General features: G+C 63.1%; 13 protein-coding genes. 11 read left to right on the top strand and 2 right to left on the bottom strand.

The genetic code is table 11. From position 1 onward, the window contains the following. Window positions 1–157: 157 nt before the first annotated feature. The 8 genes from M1D68_RS24405 (at window position 158) to M1D68_RS24370 (ending at window position 9,171) form a co-directional block, all read left to right on the top strand. On the top strand, window positions 158–1,060 hold the full coding sequence (locus M1D68_RS24405) for a TauD/TfdA dioxygenase family protein (protein WP_457968687.1): 903 nt from the start codon (window positions 158–160) through the stop codon (window positions 1,058–1,060). Window positions 1,061–1,097: 37 nt separating this feature from the next. Then, a complete protein-coding gene (locus M1D68_RS24400) occupies window positions 1,098–2,123 on the top strand; it encodes an ABC transporter substrate-binding protein (protein WP_457968685.1) in 1,026 nt (341 codons plus the stop codon). A gap of 5 nt (window positions 2,124–2,128) precedes the next feature. Beyond that, on the top strand, window positions 2,129–2,989 hold the full coding sequence (locus M1D68_RS24395; protein WP_434649344.1) for an ABC transporter ATP-binding protein: 861 nt from the start codon (window positions 2,129–2,131) through the stop codon (window positions 2,987–2,989). A 12-nt stretch (window positions 2,990–3,001) separates the two neighbouring features. After that, window positions 3,002–3,868: an ABC transporter permease gene (locus M1D68_RS24390; protein ID WP_457968683.1), complete on the top strand. Its 867-nt coding sequence runs from the start codon at window positions 3,002–3,004 to the stop codon at window positions 3,866–3,868. A 611-nt stretch (window positions 3,869–4,479) separates the two neighbouring features. Next, on the top strand, window positions 4,480–5,256 hold the full coding sequence (locus M1D68_RS24385) for an efflux RND transporter periplasmic adaptor subunit (protein WP_420766493.1): 777 nt from the start codon (window positions 4,480–4,482) through the stop codon (window positions 5,254–5,256). Next, window positions 5,253–6,572 (top strand): efflux RND transporter periplasmic adaptor subunit, encoded by a 1,320-nt coding sequence (locus M1D68_RS24380; protein WP_434561288.1) that lies wholly within the window; start codon window positions 5,253–5,255, stop codon window positions 6,570–6,572. Before M1D68_RS24385 ends, M1D68_RS24380 begins: the two co-directional genes overlap by 4 nt. 1 nt (window position 6,573) lies before the next feature. Then, window positions 6,574–8,670, top strand: a complete 2,097-nt coding sequence (locus M1D68_RS24375) for an efflux RND transporter periplasmic adaptor subunit (RefSeq protein WP_434649338.1) — start codon at window positions 6,574–6,576, stop codon at window positions 8,668–8,670. A 9-nt stretch (window positions 8,671–8,679) separates the two neighbouring features. Next, window positions 8,680–9,171 carry a GNAT family N-acetyltransferase gene (locus M1D68_RS24370; protein WP_457968681.1) on the top strand — a complete coding sequence of 164 codons (492 nt, stop codon included), beginning with the start codon at window positions 8,680–8,682 and terminating at the stop codon, window positions 9,169–9,171. A 32-nt stretch (window positions 9,172–9,203) separates the two neighbouring features. Here M1D68_RS24370 and M1D68_RS24365 read toward each other — a convergent pair whose 3' ends face one another. Continuing rightward, entirely contained in the window at window positions 9,204–9,515 is a 312-nt protein-coding gene (locus M1D68_RS24365; RefSeq protein ID WP_434561282.1) for a DUF6916 family protein, read from the bottom strand. A 46-nt stretch (window positions 9,516–9,561) separates the two neighbouring features. Then, entirely contained in the window at window positions 9,562–10,149 is a 588-nt protein-coding gene (locus M1D68_RS24360) for a phage tail protein (RefSeq protein WP_434561280.1), read from the bottom strand. Window positions 10,150–10,450: 301 nt separating this feature from the next. Here M1D68_RS24360 and M1D68_RS24355 point away from each other — a divergent pair, with 301 nt between their 5' ends. From M1D68_RS24355 to M1D68_RS24345, 3 genes are read left to right on the top strand one after another with little or no spacing between them, the layout of a single operon-like run. Next, entirely contained in the window at window positions 10,451–11,296 is an 846-nt protein-coding gene (locus M1D68_RS24355; RefSeq protein ID WP_457968679.1) for a sulfotransferase family protein, read from the top strand. A 52-nt stretch (window positions 11,297–11,348) separates the two neighbouring features. After that, entirely contained in the window at window positions 11,349–17,669 is a 6,321-nt protein-coding gene (locus M1D68_RS24350) for an Ig-like domain-containing protein (RefSeq protein ID WP_457968677.1), read from the top strand. A 40-nt stretch (window positions 17,670–17,709) separates the two neighbouring features. Beyond that, on the top strand, window positions 17,710–19,224 hold the full coding sequence (locus M1D68_RS24345) for a TolC family protein (RefSeq protein ID WP_420766486.1): 1,515 nt from the start codon (window positions 17,710–17,712) through the stop codon (window positions 19,222–19,224). Window positions 19,225–19,235 lie beyond the last annotated feature (11 nt).

The following is a 19,235-nucleotide window of genomic DNA, read 5'->3' as shown; positions in this document are numbered from 1 at the left end:
TTTTTAATATTTAAACTAACGCTCTTATATCTTTAAAGTCATCCCCCTGCGTACCTGCCGACCAATCGGCGCGCCGCACGACACAAACCAACACGGTAACGCCGTGAGTTTTGATCGATTGCGCGCCATTGAAGCGCGCCGTGCGTGGGAGTGATGTATGTCAGCCGTCTCTTTTTCTCCAGATTCAAATGCCGCGAACATCGCGCCGCAGTCGTTCGAGATCCGCCCATTCCCCGATGCCGTAGGCGCCGAGATTATCGGCCTGGACCTGTCCCGGCCGATCGACGACCAGGATTTCGCTCGCATCCACCGCGCCCATCTCGACTATCACGTGGTGGTGTTCCGCGACCAGCGCATCACCCCCGAACAGCACATCGCCTTCAGCCGTCGTTTTGGCGTGCTGCAGATCCATGTGCTCAAGCAGTTCCTGCTGGCCGGGCATCCGGAAATCCTCATCGTTTCCAACATCATCGAAAACGGCCAATCCGTCGGCCTTGGGGACGCCGGCAAGTTCTGGCATTCGGACCTTTCCTATAAGCAATTGCCCAGCCTCGGCTCGATGCTCCATGCCCAGGAGCTGCCGAGCGAAGGCGGCGATACGCTATTCGCTGACATGCACAAGGCCTGGGACGGTTTGCCCGAAACGCTGCGGAAGGCGGTCGAGGGCCGTTCGGCGGCGCATTCCTACACGGCGCGCTACAGCGAGACCAAATTCGAAGGCAACTGGCGCCCGACGTTGACGCCAGAGCAACTGGCCCAGGTGGCCGAAGTGGTGCATCCAATCGTCCGCACCCACCCGGAAACCGGGCGCAAAGCGTTGTTCGTCAGCGAGGGCTTCACCACCCGCATCGTTGGTTTGCCAGAGGATGAAAGCACCGCAATCCTGACGCAGCTGTATGCCCACAGCGTGCTGCCCCAGAACATCTATCGCCATCAATGGCAGCCCCACGACCTGGTGTTCTGGGACAACCGCTCGCTGATCCACTTGGCAGCCGGTTGCCCGAGCCATCTGCGTCGCAAGCTGTACCGCACCACCATCCAGGGCGACGCCCCTTTCTGATCGGCTGCGCAGCGCGCAAATTGCCCGGAGAATCACCATGTCCAAACGCCTTGTTTTTGCACCGTTGGCCGCAGCTATCGGCCTGGGGTTCAGCCTGCTCGCCGGCAGCCTGATCGCGCCGGCCAGCGCCCACGCCGAAGGCGAGATTCGCATCGCCGAGCAGTTCGGCATCGTTTACTTGTTGTTGAACGTGGTTCGCGACCAGCAACTGATCGAGAAACACGGTAAGGAGGAGGGCATCGATATCAAGGTCGACTGGACCCAACTGTCGGGCGGTGCGGCGGTCAACGATGCGTTGCTGTCGGGCTCCATCGACATTGCCGGGGCCGGTGTCGGGCCGTTGTTGACGGTCTGGGACCGCACCCGTGGCAAGCAGAACGTCAAGGCCGTGGCATCCTTGGGCAATTTCCCTTATTACCTGCTGACCAACAACCCGACCGTCAAGACCATCGCTGACTTCACCGAGAAGGACCGCATCGCGGTGCCGGCGGTGGGCGTGTCGGTGCAATCGCGGTTCTTGCAACTGGCCGCCGCCAAGCAGTGGGGCGACAAGGATTTCAATCGTCTCGACAAGTACACCCTGGCCGTCCCGCACCCGGACGCCACGGCCGCGCTGATTGCCGGCGGCACCGAGTTGACCGGGCACTTTTCCAACCCGCCGTTCCAGGATCAGGCCCTGCAAAACCCCAACGTCCACGTCGTACTCAATTCCTATGACGTGCTCGGGCCGAACTCGCCCACCGTACTGTTCGCCACCGAAAAATTCCGTGATGAAAACCCGAAGACGTACAAGGCGTTCATCGAGGCCCTGACCGAGGCCGCCGAGTTTGCCCAGAATGACAAAGGCGCGGCGGCGGACACTTACCTGCGGGTGACAAAGGCCAAGATTGACCGCGCGACCTTGCTCAAGATCATCGAAAACCCCCAGATCGAATTCACCGTCACGCCGAAGAACACTTACCCATTGGCTGAGTTCCTCTACCGCGTCGGTGCGATCAAGAACAAACCGGCCTCCTGGGAAGATTATTTCTTCCAGGACGCAAAACCGTTGCAGGGGAGCTGATCGTCATGAACGCGCCATTGCAAGGCCACGCGGCCAGCAACGCCACCCGCACCGACACCGCGTTGCTGGCGGTGGACAACGTTAGCCTGGAATACCGCACCCCGCAGCGTGTGGTGCGGGCTACCCATCAAGTCAGTTTCGAAGTCGATCCGGCGGACCGGTTTGTACTGCTCGGCCCGTCCGGGTGCGGCAAGTCCACGCTGCTCAAGGCCATCGGCGGTTTCATCGCGCCGAGTGAAGGCGAGATCCGATTGCAAGGCCAAACCGTCAACGCGCCGGGTCCGGACCGGATCGTCGTGTTCCAGGAGTTCGACCAACTACCGCCCTGGAAAACCGTCAAGCAGAACGTGATGTTCGCGCTGCTGGCGTCGGGCACGCTCAAGCGTCGCGAAGCCGAAGAGCGGGCGCTGCACTACCTCGACAAAGTGGGGCTGGCGGCGTTTGCCGATGCCTACCCCCACACCTTGTCGGGGGGCATGAAGGCCCGTGTCGCGATTGCCCGGGCGCTGGCGATGCAGCCGAAAATCCTGTTGATGGACGAGCCCTTCGCCGCACTCGATGCCCTGACCCGGCGCAAAATGCAGGAAGAATTGTTGCTGCTCTGGGAGGAGGTGCGTTTCACCCTGCTGTTCGTCACTCACTCCATCGAGGAGGCGCTGGTGGTGGGCAATCGTATTCTGCTGTTGTCGCCGCACCCGGGACGGGTCCGGGCGGAAATCCACAGCCATCAATACGATCTGCACAGCCTTGGCGGCGTGGGTTTCCAGCACACGGCACGGCGGATTCATTCGTTGCTGTTCGAGCAAGGCCAGTCGCCGGACGCCGAGCGTGAGCTGGGGTTTGCCGATATCCGTATCGCGTATTGAGGAAAGCGTTTGATGAGCCAGTTATTGCCAGTGCGCGAAGAATACGAAGTCGATCTGCAACCGCTGACCCACGTGCCGCTGGAGCGGGAGTTGCCCTTGGGCCAGCGCCTGTGGCAACAGGGTTGGCTGCGTAAAAGTGTGATTCTGATAGTGCTGGCGGTGCTGTGGGAGGGCATGGCGCGTTATCAGAACAACGATTTGCTGCTGCCGAGTTTCCAGCAGACCGCCAGCGCGTTGTATGGTGGTTTGCTCAGCGGCGAGCTGCTGGACAAGGTCTGGATTTCCCTGGTGGTGCTGCTCAAGGGTTATCTGCTGGGCATCATCCTGGCGTTTGGCCTGACCACCCTGGCGGTGTCGACGCAGTTGGGCCGCGACCTGCTCAGCACGTTGACGTCGATGTTCAATCCACTGCCAGCCATCGCCCTGTTGCCGCTGGCGCTGTTGTGGTTCGGCCTGGGACAGAACAGCCTGATTTTCGTGCTGGTGCATTCAGTGCTGTGGGCGCTGGCGTTGAATATGTATGCGGGGTTTCTGGGCGTGTCCGAAACGCTGCGCATGGCCGGGCGCAACTACGGGCTCAAGGGCCTGCGCTTTGTGCTGTTCATCCTCATCCCGGCCGCGTTGCCGTCGATCCTCGCCGGGCTGAAGATCGGCTGGGCCTTCGCCTGGCGCACCCTTATCGCTGCCGAACTGGTGTTCGGCGCCACGAGCGGCAAGGGCGGTTTGGGCTGGTACATCTTCCAGAACCGCAACGAGCTGTACACCGACAAGGTGTTTGCCGGTTTGGCCGTGGTGATCCTGATCGGGCTGCTCGTCGAGAACCTGGTGTTCGATAGCCTGGAGCGGGTGACGGTGAAGCGTTGGGGGATGCAGCGTTGAACCGTTCTGAAGTCATACTCCGAACCCGTGGCGACGGAGCTCGCTCCCGCTCGGCTGCGCAGCAGTCGTAAAACCGGGCCATGCGGTTTGCCTGAAGGAATGTTGGGGGCCTGCTGCGCAGGCCAGCGGGAGCAAGCTCCCTCGCCACGGGTTTGGGGTTCTCTGGGCTGACGTCATCGCGGGCAGGCTTGCTCTCTCGCCACAGAAAGTGCGTTCAGTTCAGGGTTGTTCTCAATCCCCAGAAACGAAAAAACCGGCCGAAGCCGGTGTTTTCACCCCAACGGCCAGCGAATTTAATCTCTGCGTACGGGGTTGAGTGGAGGCATCCTAAGTAGAAGAAAGTGTAAGGCCAACGCTATCAGTGCCGATATTACTCAACCCGTGGCGAGGGGATTTATCCCCGTTGGGGCGCGAAGCGGCCTTGAAAACAGTCATCTCGGTGTGTCAGGCTGTTGGTCTTCAACCATTTAGGTCTGCTGCGCAGCCCAACGGGGATAAATCCCCTCGCCACAGTGCGCGCATGACCAGCAGATTTCATACCTCTCACGGTTCCTCCTTGACGCTCTCCACCGCTGTCGTAGACTCCGCCCATCCGTCAGGGAGTAACGGTCATGCGACGTTTGTGCAGTTGGGTTGTGGGATTGGCCTTCATAACGTGCGGGGTTCAGGCGCAGACGCCGGCTTCCGACGATCCGTTGCTGGAGGGCAACATCTCCGCCAGTGCGTCGAGCAGCGAGGCGCGAGGAGTGCTTCGGGCGCGGGATCAAGCCGTGCTCGCCAGCGAGTTGGCCGGGCGGATTGTCGAGTTGCCGTTCAGTGAGGGTGAGTCGTTCAAGAAGGGCGACACCTTGGCGCGTTTCGATTGCTCGGCCTATCAGGCCCAGCTCAACGCGGCCCAGGCGGCGAGCCGGGGCGCCAGTGAAGAGCTGGCCCACAATCGGCAGCTCGCCGCGTTGAAATCCGTCGGGCGTTTCGAGGTGTCGCGGGCCGAGGCCCGGCTCAGCGAGGCCCAGGCGCAGTCCCAGGTTTATCAAGTGCAGGTCAAGCGCTGCAGCGTTATCGCGCCGTTCGACGGGCGGGTGGTGGCGCGCAAGGTCCAGCGTTATGAAAGCGTCGCGGCCGGAGCGCCGTTGCTGGACGTCGTGGACAACCGCACGCTGGAAATTCACCTGCTGATTCCCTCGCGTTGGATGGGCAAGCTCAAGCCCGGCCAGCCCTTTACCTTTGTTCCCGATGAAACTGGCCAGCCGCTGCAAGCGACGGTCAAGCGCCTGGGCGCGCGCATCGACGAGGGCAGCCAGACGCTGTTGCTGGTGGCGAGTGTTCCGGATGCCAGCGGCCTGCTGTCCGGTATGAGCGGCACGGCGCGCTTCTCGGAGTCGAAGTGAACGCGCCGGTTTCGGGCAGCGCCGAGCAAGTGTTTGCCCGCTTCCTCGACCTGGAGCGCCAGACGAGGGCCGCGCGTACGCCGGAGCAGCTGAGCTACAGCTTGGTCAACGATGGCCAGGCCCTGTTCGGCTTTCGTCATGCCGCGCTATTGATCGCCGGTAAAGTGCAAGCCGTGACCGGCGTCAGCGCCGTCGAGCCGAACGCGCCATTCGTGGCGTTCGTCGAGCAAGCAGTCGCGCAATTGTTCAAAAAGGGGACGCTGGACAAGGCGCGGGTCATTGCCCCTGACGAGGTGAGCGAATCGGTCCAGGCGGATTGGCGAAGCCTGTCGGCCGGGCACGTGTTCTGGCTGCCATTGATCGATCATCAAGGCCAGGTTTTCGGTGGCTTGTGGCTGGCCCGCGACCTTCGCTGGACGGCGCCGGAACAAGTGCTGCTGTCGCAGCTGGGCGACACCTACAGCCATGCGTGGCTGGCGCTGCAACCTCGCAAGCCGTGGCGCCTGCGCTGGACGCGCAAACGCCAGGTCGCATTGGTGGCGGTATTGCTGCTGGGCTTGCTGATTCCGGTGCGCCAGTCCGTATTGGCCCCCGCTGAAGTGGTGCCGTTGGGCGGGCAGGTGGTGGCGGCGCCGTTGGATGGCGTAATCGCCGAATTCCGGGTCAAGCCCAACCAGACCGTCAAAAGCGGGGACCTGTTGCTGCGCTTCGAAAGCACCACCCTCAAGGCCCAGGCCGATGTGGCCGAGCGCGCGTTGGGCGTGGCCGAGGCGGAGCTCAAGGCCAATTCCCAGCGCTCGTTTGCCGACGCCGAGTCCAGTTCGAAGATCGACTTGCTGGCGGCTCGCGTCGAGCAGAAACGCGCCGAGCGCGACTACGCGATGGAGTTGCTCAAGCGCAGCGAAGTCCGCGCCGAGCGTGACGGCATCGCGGTATTCGCCGACGCCGAGCGCTGGCTCGGCAAGCCCGTGCAGACCGGCGAGCGGCTGATGGAAATTGCCGATCCGAACCAGGCCGAGTTGCGTATCGAGTTGGCGGTGGGCGATGCGATTGCTCTGGAGCCGGGCGCGCAGGTGGCGTTGTTTCTCGACAGCGATCCGTTGCAACGGCACCTGGCCCGGCTTGAGCGTTCGGCCTACGAAGCGCAACCTACCGCCGCCGGACAGTTGGCCTATCGGTTGGATGCGCGATTCGATGCCACGGCGCCGCGCATCGGCCTGCGGGGAACGGCGAAGATTTTCGGCGATCGCGCGCCGCTGGCGTTGTACCTGTTGCGTCGGCCACTGGCAGGTCTGCGCCAGAGCGTGGGCTTGTAGCGTGGTCCTGCCGAGCTTGCGGGCCGATCTGCAACTGTCCGCGGCCGCCCCCGACCCGGACGGCTCACCCCAATGGACGCTGGCCGATCCGGTACGCGGCCGCTATTTCAAGTTGGGCGCGGCGGCCATGCGCATGCTGCGACACTGGTCCCTGGGCGATCCGGAACAAGTGCTGCAGGCGGCCAACCGCGAGCCGGGCCTGCCGCTCAATGACGAATCGCTGGAGCAGTTGCTGGGCTTCTTGCGCGGACATGACCTGATCAGCGCCATGGACCCGCAACAACGTGACAGCTATCAGTACAAGACGGCTTCCCAGCGCCAGAGCGTGTGGCAGATCCTGCTGCATCAATACCTGTTTTTCCGCATACCGCTGTGGCGTCCGGATGCGTTTCTCAATCGCGCCTGGCCTTGGCTCGCGCGGTTTGGCCCTGGCGTGCTGCGTTATGGAATACCGCTGACCCTGGGCCTGGGCATTTTCCTGGTGTCCAGGGACTGGCAGCGGTTTCTGGCGACCTTTCCACACCTGTTCAGCCTGGGGGGCGCGCTGGCATTCGGCGTGGCGTTGTTCTTTGCCAAGTTGTGCCACGAATTCGGTCACGCCTTCATGGCCAAGCGCGCCGGTTGCCGGGTGCAGAGCATGGGTGTGGCATTCATGGTGCTGTTGCCGATGTTTTATACCGACGTCAGCGACGCCTGGCGGATCAGGGATCGACGGGCCCGGCTGTTGATCGGCGCGGGCGGCGTGCTCGCCGAATTGCTGCTGGCCTGCATCGCTTTGCTGGCCTGGTCGCTGCTGCCCGATGGCCCGGCGCGCACCGCGGCGTTCATGCTTGCCAGCGCCACCTGGATCACCACACTGATCATCAACCTCAATCCCTTCATGCGCTTCGACGGGTATTTCCTGCTCAGCGATTTTTGGGCGGTGGATAACCTCCAGGGCCGCGCATTCGCCTTGTGTCGCTGGCGTCTGCGCGAAGCCTTGTTCGGTTATGGCGCGGCGGCGCCGGAGCCTTGGTCGCCGAAGATGCGCCGGCGCTTGTTGGTGTGGGGCTATGGCGCCTGGCTGTGGCGCGCGGCGTTGTTCCTCGGTATCGCCCTGGCGGTCTATCACCTGTTCTTCAAGGTGCTGGGCATTTTCCTGATGATGGTGGAATTGGTCTGGTTCATTTTCATGCCTATCGTGAGTGAAGGACGGCAATGGTGGAACCGCCGCGAGCAGGCTCATCGCCCTCGTGTGTTGCTGACTGGCTTGGTGCTGCTGGTGTTGCTGCTGGTCCTGCTGTTGCCTTGGCGCAGCGCGGTGGAGGTCCCGACCATGCTGGAAGCCGGCCGTGCCAGCGCCTTGCATGCGCCGGTGGCGGCGCGGGTCAAGCAGGTCAATGTCCATGACGGCCAGGTTGTGGCCCAGGGCGATGTGTTGATCGAGCTGGAGTCGCCGGACATGGCGTCGCGCCTGGCCATCGTGCGCCGGGAAATCCAGATCCAACAGTTGCAGATGCGCCGCCAGGCCGGCCGCAGCGAAACCGCCGCCGATGCCGGTATCGTCGAACAGCAACTGGCCGAAGCAGTGGCCGAATACCGGGGCCTGGTCGCTCAGCGTGAGCGCCTGTTGTTGCGCGCGCCCCACGCCGGACAAGTACGCGACCTGCTGACGGATCTGCAAGCCGGGCGCTGGCTGTCGCCCACCCAACCCCTGGCTCGAATGGTGCAGGATGACTCACGCTTGCGCGGCTACCTCACCGAAGCCGAGCTCTGGAGGGTCGCGCCGGGTGCCACGGGACGGTTTATCGCTGACGATCCGATGCACGCCTCGATTGCGGTGCAGCTCAACGAAATCGACGCCAACGGCGTAGCCTGGGTCGAGCAACAGGCGTTGACGTCCGACCACCACGGCCCCATCGCTGTGCGCCGTGATTCGCAACAGCGAGCCGAGCCGGTGCAGGCGCAGTATGGGGTTCGCTTGAGCGCCCTCGACGGGACGCCCGCCCCGGCCCAGCCGTTGCGTGGCGTGGTGGTGTTGCAGGGGCAGGGTGAATCGGTATTGGGAGCGGCCTGGCGTCGGGTGGCGGCGTTGGGTGTCAGGGAAAGCGGGTTCTAGGGAGCGAGCATGGATTCAGTGGCGGCAGAGGGGTTGGTGGTGCGTCCATCACGGGTCAGCGATGGTCCGTTCTTGCAGGGCCTGTATCAGGCGGCGCGACCGGATCTGCAATGGATCGACGGCGAGCATGAGCAGGTGCAGCAAATCATCGCGCAACAGTTCCAGGTGCAGGAGCAAGGGCTGGGCGAGAACTTCCCCAACGCCATGCATTACGTCGTGGAAAAACTCGGCAGCGCCATCGGGGCCTTGAGTACGGATTTCGGCCCCAATGAAATTCGCGTGCTCTACCTGGCCTTCATTCCACAGGCCCGTGGTCAAGGTTATGGCCGAGCGGTATTGCAAGGGGTGCAGAAGGCGGCGCAACAGATCCGTTGCCCGGTGGCGACCGTGGTCTGGGCCAGCAACCCGCATGCTCGCCAACATTACCTGGCGCTGGGTTTTGAGGTACAAGAGCGCAACCCGGCGGCAGAGCGGTTGGTGTGGTATCCGAAAGGAAACTGAGCGGCGCCATTTCCGTGTGGGAGCGTGTCCCATCAGTTGAACGCAATGTAGAAGTAACCCACCGACGGATCCCGCCCCATCGGTGGTATTCGCGATACGAAAACCCCTTCGAGCCTTCCCAGTTCTGGCACCTCCAGTGCGCAGAGTCCATCGACGAAGTCTGTGCTTTGCAGGCTGTTGAACTCAACGCTGAACGGCATGCGTTCGCTGCTGGGCATTTTCGCCCTGGGTGCTTCGTCCAGGGTGTCGAAACGCACCGGCAGGCATCTGCCGTCAGGCAGGGTCAGGCTGCCGGTCTGGCCCAGCAGCGGTTGGAAATGGCGGCTATGAACCTGTTGCAGCATGTCGATGCTCCCAAAGGCCGGAAGGCCAAGGCCTTCCGGCGGATTGTCAGTTGCGGGATGGAAAATAACCTTGCAGCGCGATGCTGAAGTTAATGGCCAGGAACGGGTTCATGATTGCCATGGGCATGTTGCCGCCGGTGGGGGATACCGTGCCGCTCACGGTGGTGCTGACGCCTTGCAACGGCACTGGCGAAGCGCCCTGTTGATCGGAGTAGATTGCCGCTGAACCGGGCCCGGTTCCCGAGGTGCCGATGAATGAATTTGTGGGCGTCGGCGTGTTCACCGGATTGCTGGCCGGGTTCGCCAGTTGCAAGGTGGTGGCGGCGGTAATGCCGGTCAATGCATGGGTGTGGTTGGGCAGGTTGTTCAGCGTTGCGGTGACGTTTTCCGTGCCGGCGACTTCGCCGATCACCCGGGGAGTCAGGCCCAATCCGTCGCCTTGGCCGACGGGCATGCGGCCCTGCAGGTTGGGCAGCATGAAGGTGGTTTGTCCGTTGCCGCCGTACGTCACGCCGATCAAGGCGAACAAGGTCTGGTATTGGGCAAGGGACAGCGTCTGCCCATTGCACAGCGCCCAGTCCCTGGGTGCGAAGTTGAAGGCGAATGGCTGGATCGTGCCGATGAATACTTCCATAGATTCCTCATCCCTCAGGTTATTGGTCTGCGGGTGCCCGGCACAAAAAGGACAAGAGTGCGATCAGCCCGACTCCTTCGTTCCCTGGCCTGGTCACGCACGGCTGAGCGTAGACGGGGATGTCTGATTTCGCCGGGCGGAGGGGGTGAAAAAATCTTCGTTCCGCTTAACCGATTCACCCTTTCGACGCCTCGATACCGTCCATCTTCTTTACAGTTTTCGGCGCGCCTGATGGCAAAACACTACTAGGCGAAATTTTTGTTGTCGGCTACGCTTCGGCTACGAAGGGACTAAATACAAGGTGAAGGGATTGCCGCAGTTTCACTTTATTTCCGGTTTACCGCGCTCTGGCTCGACCCTGCTTTCTGCCATCCTGTTGCAGAATCCGCGCTTCCATGCCGGCATGACCAGCCCCGTCGGTACGCTGTTCAGCAGCGTCCTGCAGCAATGCAGCGCCGGCAGCGAATTCGGCTCGGTGATCGACGCTGATCTGCGCCGTCGCCTGTTGCGTGGCCTCTTCGATTCCTACTACGCCGACAAGGCCGACAAACCGGTCATCTTCGACACCAACCGTCAATGGTGCGCCCGCTTGCCGGCCTTGCAGGACCTGTTTCCCCAGGCCAAGACCATCGCTTGCGTGCGCAACGTCGCCTGGATCCTCGATAGCCTGGAGCGGCTCTACCGCGCCAATCCCTTCGAGAACACCAAGCTGTTCAACGACGATGACGAGCGCAACACCGTCTACAGCCGTTGCGAAACCCTGGCCCAGCGCAATCGCCTGGTGGGGTTCGCCTGGACAGCGCTCAAGGAAGCCTATTACGGCGAGAACGCCGAGTCGTTGCTGATCGTTGACTACGACCTGTTGAGCCAGGCGCCCGAGCGGGTCATGCGGCTGGTCTATGAGTTCATCGGCGAGCCTTGGTTCGAGCACGATTTCAATCACTTGACCTACGACGCGCCGGCCTTCGACCAGGCCTTGGGCGTCGCCGGCCTGCACAAGGTCAAGCCCAAGGTTGCGCCGCAAGCCCGGCGGACCTTGCTGCCGCCGGATCTGTTCGAGAAGTATGCCGAGTTGTCGTTCTGGCGCGATGGCGCAGCCAGCGCGGCGAATGTCATTCGTATGAAAACCGACGCCGCGGTCAGCTGATCGCGGTTTTTTTCATTGGCGTGTTGAATAAGTTCGAGTCCAGGTGATCGTCATGTGGTGGAGCAAAGGCAAATCGCGGGTAACCGAGAGCACGCAACCCCTGGTATCGCCAATGATCATGTCTCTGGAACCGCGAATGCTGTTCGACGGCGCGGTGGCGGCCACCGTGGCCGATGCGGCGCAATCGGACGCGCAACCGACTGCCGAGGCGGCCAAGACGCCCACAGCGGACCAGCCTTCCGACACCCATGTTCCCCAAGGCCAGGCCGATGCCACCGAGGCCGCCGTCCCGGGCAAGTCCGTGGTGTTCGTCGATTCACGGGTCAAGGACGCTGGCAGCCTGCTGCAAGGCGTGGCCCCCGGGACCGAGGTGGTGCAACTGGATGCCACCAAGGACGGCCTGCAACAGATCGCCGATTACCTGGACACGCACCAGGGCGTCAGCTCGGTGCAGATCATTGCCCACGGCAACGCCGGTGATTTGTGGCTGGGCAACAGCTACCTGTCGGCGGACAACGTCCAGGCCCGCGCCGAGGTGCTGGCGCAGATCGGCCAGGACATGAACGCCGGCGGCGATATCCTGATCTACGGCTGCTACACCGCCGAAGGCGACCGCGGCATGAGCCTGGTCAATTCGCTGGCGCAGCTCACCGGCCGAGACGTGGCCGCTTCCGACGACCGCACCGGCCTGGGCGGCGACTGGAACCTGGAAATCGCCACCGGCACCATCGAAAGCGCCAACGTGCTGTCGAGCAAGGCCATGAGCGAGTACCAATGGGGCCTGGCCACCTGGACCGCCACCAACAACCTCAACACCGGCGTCGGTTCCCTGCGTGCGGCCCTGGCCTCCGCACAGAACGGCGACATCGTCACGTTCAATAACACCATGACCGTCGGGCTGACGTCGGTGCTGGTGGTCAACAAGAACGTCACCATCGATGGCGATCTCAACAACGACAACGTTGCCGACGTGACCCTGGATGGCCAATACCGGACCCAGATTATCAACGTGACGGCCGGCACGACGGCAACCCTCGATGGGCTGGTGATCACTCGGGGCATGGCGGCGGGTAACGGCGGCAATGGCGGCGACGATGCGCTGGTGTCCAAGGGCGGTGGTATCTACAACGCCGGCACCCTGACCCTGCGCAACGTCACGGTCACCGCGAACGCCGCGTCTGGCGGTGGTGGTGGCGGTGGCGTGACGCCGCAATACGCCGGTGGTGGCGGTGGTGGCGGTGGTGCGGTCGGTAGCGGTATCGGTGGCAAGGGCGGCGATACGCTCAACGCCACGGGTTCCAATGGCTCGGCCGGGCAGGGTGGCGCGGGCGGCGGCTTCTTCAACATTGGCGGGCGTGGCGGTTCCACCACGGGTGGTGCGGGCGGTGCGGCCTATCCGGGTTACAGCACCGGTTCGGCCGGAGGCACGGCCAGCAGCGGTGGCTTGTCCATCGGTGGCGGTGGCGGTGGCGACGGTTATGACGACATCGGTGGGGCAGGTGGCGGCGCGGTCGGGGGTATCTATAACGATACCGGCGCGACCCTGCGCGTCATTGGCAACTCGGTTATCTCCAACAACGTCGGTGCCGGCGGTGGCGGTGGCGGTGGTGGCGCCGGTGGGGGTTACACGCAGGCGGGCGGTGCGGGTGGCGTTGGTGTTGGCGCCATCTGGAACAAAGGCACGATCCTGATCACCGCCGCCAACTTCGCGGCCCTGGCCGGCAACGTCGGCGGCAGTGGTGTGGGTGGGACGAGTGCCGGCAGCGCCGGCGTTTCACCGGCATCGGTGGCCAACGTCTACGGTGACGGCGGCACCATCAATACCAACTATGTACCGGATGAGACACCGCCTACCGCGACCGTCGTGGTGGCCAATACCAACCTGAACTCCGGTGGCACGACGACGGTGACCATCACCTTCTCCGAGGCCGTAACGGGCCTCACCGCGGCGGACCTGACGGTGCAGAACGGCACCGTTGGCCTCTTGAGCAGCGGCGACGGCGGCATCACCTGGACCGGCACCCTGACGGCGGCCAGCAACATCGCCGACACCACCAACATCATCACCCTGAACAATACCGGTGTGGCCGACCTGGCGGGCAATACCGGCGTGGGCACCACCGACTCGAACAATTACGTCGTCAACGACACCGTGGCGCCCACGGCGTCCATCGTGGTGAGCGACACGGCCCTCAGGATTGGCGAGACGTCGACGGTCACCATCACCTTCTCCGAGGCGGTCTCCGGCTTTACCACGGCCGACATGACTGTGGCCAATGGCTCGCTCAGCGGCCTGAGCACCAGCGACGGCGGTATCACCTGGACGGCCACGTTGACGCCGGACGCGGCGGTCACCGATACCTCCAATCTCGTTGTGTTGAATAACACCGGCGTGGCGGACCTCAATGGCAACGCCGGCGTGGGGACGACCAACTCCAACAATTACGCCATCGACACGCAACGCCCGACCGCCACCATCGTGGTCGCCGACACCGCGTTGAGCGCGGGCGAAACCTCGTTGGTGACCATCACCTTCAGCGAGGCGGTGAGCGGTTTCACCAGCGCCGACCTGACGGTCGCCAACGGTGCGGTCACCGGGTTGAGCAGCAGCGACGGCGGCATTACCTGGACCGCAACGCTGACGCCGAGCGCCAGTGTCACTGACACCAGCAACCTGATCACGCTGACCAACAGTGGCATTTCCGACCTGGCCGGCAACATCGGCAGCGGCACCACCGACTCGAACAACTACGCCATCGACACACAGCGCCCGACCGCCTCCATCGTGGTGGCCGATACCGCACTGAACATCGGTGAAACGTCCCAGGTGACGATTACCTTCAGCGAGCCCGTTACCGGCTTCACCTTGGCGGACCTGACGGTTGCCAACGGCTCGTTGAGTGGACTGAGCAGCAGCGATGGCGGCATCACCTGGACCGCGACGCTCACACCGAGCGCCAGTATCAGCGACGCGACCAACCTGATAGTCCTGGCCAATACCGGTGTGTCGGACGCGGCGGGCAATGCCGGTAGCGGCACCACCAGCTCCAACAACTACGCCGTTGATACCCAGCGTCCCACCGCCAGCATCGTTGTCAGCGATACCTCGCTGAGCGTCGGCGAAACGTCTCTGGTGACCATCACCTTCAACGAAGCAGTGACAGGCTTTACCGCCGCTGACCTGACGGTCGCCAACGGCACGGTTATCGGCCTGAGCAGCGGCGACGGCGGCATCACCTGGACCGGGACGCTGACGCCAACCGCCAGCATCAGCGACACCAGCAACCTCATCACCCTGGCTAACTCCGGCGTCGCCGACGCGGCGGGCAACGCTGGCAGCGGCACCACCGATTCCAACAACTACGCCATCGACACCGCGCGTCCGACCGCCACCATCGTGGTCGCCGACTCGGCCGTTGGCGCTGGCGAAACATCGGTGGTGACGATTACCTTCAGCGAAGCGGTGACCGGTTTCACCCTGGCCGACCTGAGCGTCACCAACGGCAGCCTGAGTGGCCTGAGCACCAGCGACAACATCACCTACACGGCGACGTTCACGCCATCGGCGGGCGTCACCGACACCACCAACCTGATCACCCTCAACAATACCGGCGTGGTGGATGGCGCAGGCAATACTGGCAGTGGCACCACCGATTCCAACAACTACGCCGTGGACACCCAGCGCCCGACCGCCACCATCGTGATCGCCGATACGGCGCTGAGCGTCGGCGAAACCTCCTTGGTGACGATCACCTTCTCAGAAGCGGTCAGCGGGTTCGACAATTCGGACCTGAGCGTGGCCAACGGCACCTTGAGCGCAGTGAGCAGCAGCGATGGCGGCATCACCTGGACCGCTACTTTCACGCCGGCCCTTGGGGTGAGCGACACCTCCAACATAATCGTCCTGAACAACACCGGCGTGGCGGACGGGGCCGGTAACAGCGGCACTGGCACCACCAGTTCCAACAATTACCAAGTCGATACCAACGTGCCGACAGCGACCGTCGTGATTGCCGATAGCACCCTCGGCATCGGCGAAACCACGACCGTGACCATCACCTTCAACTCGGCGGTGAGCGGTTTCGACAACAGTGACCTGACCGTCAGCAACGGCACCCTGAGCAATGTCGGCAGTGTCGACGGCGGTGTTACCTGGACAGCCACGTTCACGCCGAGCGTCAGCATTTCCGATACCACCAACGTAATCACCCTGGACAACACCGGCGTGATCAACGTGGCGGGCAACGCGGGTGTCGGCACCACCGACTCAAACAATTATGCGGTGGATACGGTGCGACCCACCGCGACCATTGTCGTGGCCGACACGGCAATCGGTGCCGGCGAGACGTCGCTGGTCACCATCACCTTTAGCGAGGCGGTGACCGCATTCACCGCCGCGGATCTGACGGTCGCCAACGGTACGATTTCCGGGCTGAGCAGCAGCGACGGCGGTATCACCTGGACCGCGACCCTTACGCCCACCAACGGGATCAACGACAGCAGCAACGTGATCTCCCTCAATAACGGCGGCATCATCGATCTGGCGGGCAATGGCAACGTCGGCGCGACCGTCTCCAACAACTACGCGCTCGATACCCAGCGCCCTACCGCCACTGTCGTGTTGAGTGATTCATCATTGAGGCCGGGCGAAACCGCCCAGGTGACCATAACGTTCAGCGAGGCGGTGAGCGGCTTCAGCAATGATGGCCTGAGCGTTGCCAACGGCACCTTGAGCGCCGTGAGCAGCAGCGACGGCGGCCTGACCTGGACTGCCACGTTTACCCCGACCCTGGGCGTGAGCGACACCACCAACCTGATCGTCCTCGACAACACCGGTGTGAGCGATGGGGCCGGCAACACCGGTACCGGTACCACCAATTCGGCCAACTACGCCGTCGAGACCCGCGTGCCGACCGCCACCGTCGTGGTGGCCGATCCAGCGCTGAGCGTGGGCGAAACGTCACTGGTGACGATCACGTTCTCTGAAGCGGTGAGCGGTTTCGACAACAGCGACCTGACCGTCAGCAACGGGACGCTGAGCAATGTGTCCTCGACCGACGGCGGCGTCACCTGGACGGCAACGTTTACCCCGGCAAGCAACGTCACTGACACCAGCAACCTGATCAGCCTGGACACCAGCGGCGTGTCAAACGTGTCGGGCAATGACGGCGTCGGCATAGTCAATTCCAACAACTACGCGGTCGACACCGTGCGTCCGGGCGCCACCATCGTGGTGGGCGATACGTCCCTGGGCATTGGCCAGACCACGACAGTGACCATCAGCTTCACCGAGGCGGTGTCCGGCTTCGACTTGTCGGACCTCAGCGTCGCCAATGGCGTGCTGTCCAACCTCGCCAGCGTTGACGGCGGCCTGACCTGGACGGCGACCCTGACGCCGACGGCGGGTATCAACGACGCCACCAATTTGATCTTGCTGGATGCCAGTAACGTGCAGGACAGCGCCGGCAATGCCGGTGTCGGCATTGCCATCTCCGCCAACTACGCCCTCGACGCCACCCGGCCGACCGCGACCATCGTGGTGGCCAATCCGAGCCTGGGCGTGGGCCAGACGACCCAGGTCACGTTCACTTTCAGCGAGGCGGTGACGGATTTCGACCTGTCGGACCTGAGCGTCACCAACGGCGAACTGAGCAACCTGAGCAGCAGCGACGGCGGCAAGACCTGGACAGCGACCTTCACTCCGTCGGTGAACCTCACCGACCCGAGCAACTTCATCGCCCTGGATACCAGCAACGTCAGCGACCTGTCGGGCAACGCCGGGTCAAGCGTGTCGGTGTCCAACAACTATGCGATCGACACCGTGGTGGCCAACGATGTGAAGCCACCGCCAGAGTTCCTGATCTCGGATCCGGTCACCGTCATCCCGTCGTCCGAGGTGCCCTTGCAACCAATCATTTTCAACCCGCCAACCGGCGACTTGGGCTCGCCGCTGGGCTTCCCGCCGCTGTTCGAGCAACGGGACGTGGGCGGTGGTCTTCGGCCCATCGGGGATATCTTCATCAACCGTGGCGAGTTGGCGCCCAGCTATATCGCCCAGGTTTTCAGCAGTGACGCCGGCGGGGACGGCTCGGGCCAAGGGTTCCTGGGTTTTGGCGGCGGCGACGGCGGCGTGTTTGGCAGCAGCACGATTTCTAGTTTGTTCAACCAGGACACGGGTTCCGATGGCGAGTCGCTGGATGCCTTCGAGAACCGGTCGATAACGGGGGGCGATGCCTCCCAAGGCCTGCGCGGCGTGTTTGGCGCTCCGACCTTGGGCCAGCAGTTGCAGCAGCTCAAAGACACAGAACAACGCCAGGTGGACAGCCTCGCGACGGCTTTGAAACAGGCCGGCACCAGCCAAGCGCTGGCCTGAGAATTCCATAAAAAATACGGTAGCCAGGGGCAATCCAGGGATGAATAGAAGTCAGAAGTTATTCGGTGTGAGTTTGCTGGCGTTGGTGATCAGCGGTTGTGCGGTCACCAGCGAGCCGATCGATCGAAGCACCAGCGAACAGCGCGCCCGGAACGACCTGCAGAATATGTACAAGGACCAGGAGCCCCTCAGTGGTCCGTTGACGCTGCACCAGGCCATGGCCCGCGCGGTGAAGTACAACCTCGAAGGCCGCCTGAAAATCATGGAAGAGGCCTTGGCCAAGCGTCAGCTGGACCTCGCCAGCTTCGACATGCTGCCGCGCATGGCCCTCGATGCCGGTTATGTGGGGCGTAACAACGTCAGCGCCTCCAGCAGCCAGAGCGTGGAGACCGGCACCCAGTCCCTGGAACCGTCGACCTCCCAAGACCGCGACCGCGAAGTGGCGGACCTGACCATGGTCTGGAACGTGCTCGATTTTGGCGTCAGCTACATCAGCGCCAAGCAGGCCGGTGACCAAAGATTGATCGTGCAGGAACGCCGGCGCAAGGTGATCAATACCATCGTCCAGGATGTGCGCTCGGCCTACTGGCGAGCCATGGCCGCCGAACGTTTGCTCAAGCAGATCGACAGCCTGATGGCCCGGGTCGAGGCGGCGCGAGGCAACAGCCAGAGCATGAGCGAGCAGCGCATCGGCGACCCGGTGCAGGCCTTGGGTTACCAGCGCTCGCTGATACAGGCGACCCGTCAGTTGGAAGAACAGCGCCGGGCCTTGTCCCTGGCCAAGACCGAACTGGCGACCCTGATCAATCTGCCGTTGGGCACCGAGCTGACCCTGGCGACCCAGGATGAGTACGCCATCCCGGAACTCAAGGTCGATTTGGCTCGCCTCGAACAGGAAGCGCTGGCCAGCCGGCCGGAACTGCGCGAGCAGGACTACCAGACCCGCATCACTGCGGCGGAAACTCGCAAGGCCATGTTGCGCTTGCTGCCGGGGCTGGAATTTTCCGCCGGCGGGCATTACGACAGCAACTCGTTCCTGGTGGAGCAGGGCTGGGCCGACTACGGCGTCAAAGTCACCTGGAACCTGTTCAATGTCATCTCCGCTCCAGCGGCTATCGACGTGGCCAAGGCCGGTGAAGAAGTCGCGGCGGCACGGCGCCAGGCGATGTCGATCGCCGTGCTGGCGCAGCTGTACGTTGCCAACGCCAACTACCGCGAAGCGCTGCGCCAGTTCAAGACCAGCCAGGAGCTGTCGGACATCGATGGGCAAATCGTTGGTCAACTGCGTAGCCGTCACCAGGCTGCGGGTATTGGCGAACTGGACCTGATCCAAGGCGAGCTGAATACCTTGCAGGCGGACCTGCGGCGGGACCTGGCCTATGCCGACCTGCGCAACGCCTACGGACAAATCTTCGCCAGTGCCGGCCTCGACCCATTGCCGAACGAGGTGCAGTCCACCGAAGTGCAGTCGATTGCCACTGCGTTAGCTAATCGCGAAGCGGCCTGGGCGCAGGGCGATATCACGCTGCCGAAAACAGCCACGATGACTCAATAACCGGGCACAGC

The sequence above is a fragment of the Pseudomonas sp. R4-84 genome, assembly GCF_054130985.1.
This window is presented reverse-complemented; position numbering and strand designations above follow the sequence as displayed.

Bases quoted from the DNA above. Each gene is read 5' to 3' on its own strand.
- M1D68_RS24405 (WP_457968687.1), top strand. From the start codon at position 158: ATGTCAGCCGTCTCTTTTTCTCCAGATTCAAATGCCGCGAACATCGCG.
- M1D68_RS24400 (WP_457968685.1), top strand. From the start codon at position 1,098: ATGTCCAAACGCCTTGTTTTTGCACCGTTGGCCGCAGCTATCGGCCTG.
- M1D68_RS24395 (WP_434649344.1), top strand. From the start codon at position 2,129: ATGAACGCGCCATTGCAAGGCCACGCGGCCAGCAACGCCACCCGCACC.
- M1D68_RS24390 (WP_457968683.1), top strand. From the start codon at position 3,002: ATGAGCCAGTTATTGCCAGTGCGCGAAGAATACGAAGTCGATCTGCAA.
- M1D68_RS24385 (WP_420766493.1), top strand. From the start codon at position 4,480: ATGCGACGTTTGTGCAGTTGGGTTGTGGGATTGGCCTTCATAACGTGC.
- M1D68_RS24370 (WP_457968681.1), top strand. From the start codon at position 8,680: ATGGATTCAGTGGCGGCAGAGGGGTTGGTGGTGCGTCCATCACGGGTC.
- M1D68_RS24365 (WP_434561282.1), bottom strand. From the start codon at position 9,515: ATGCTGCAACAGGTTCATAGCCGCCATTTCCAACCGCTGCTGGGCCAG.
- M1D68_RS24360 (WP_434561280.1), bottom strand. From the start codon at position 10,149: ATGGAAGTATTCATCGGCACGATCCAGCCATTCGCCTTCAACTTCGCA.
- M1D68_RS24350 (WP_457968677.1), top strand. From the start codon at position 11,349: ATGTGGTGGAGCAAAGGCAAATCGCGGGTAACCGAGAGCACGCAACCC.
- M1D68_RS24345 (WP_420766486.1), top strand. From the start codon at position 17,710: ATGAATAGAAGTCAGAAGTTATTCGGTGTGAGTTTGCTGGCGTTGGTG.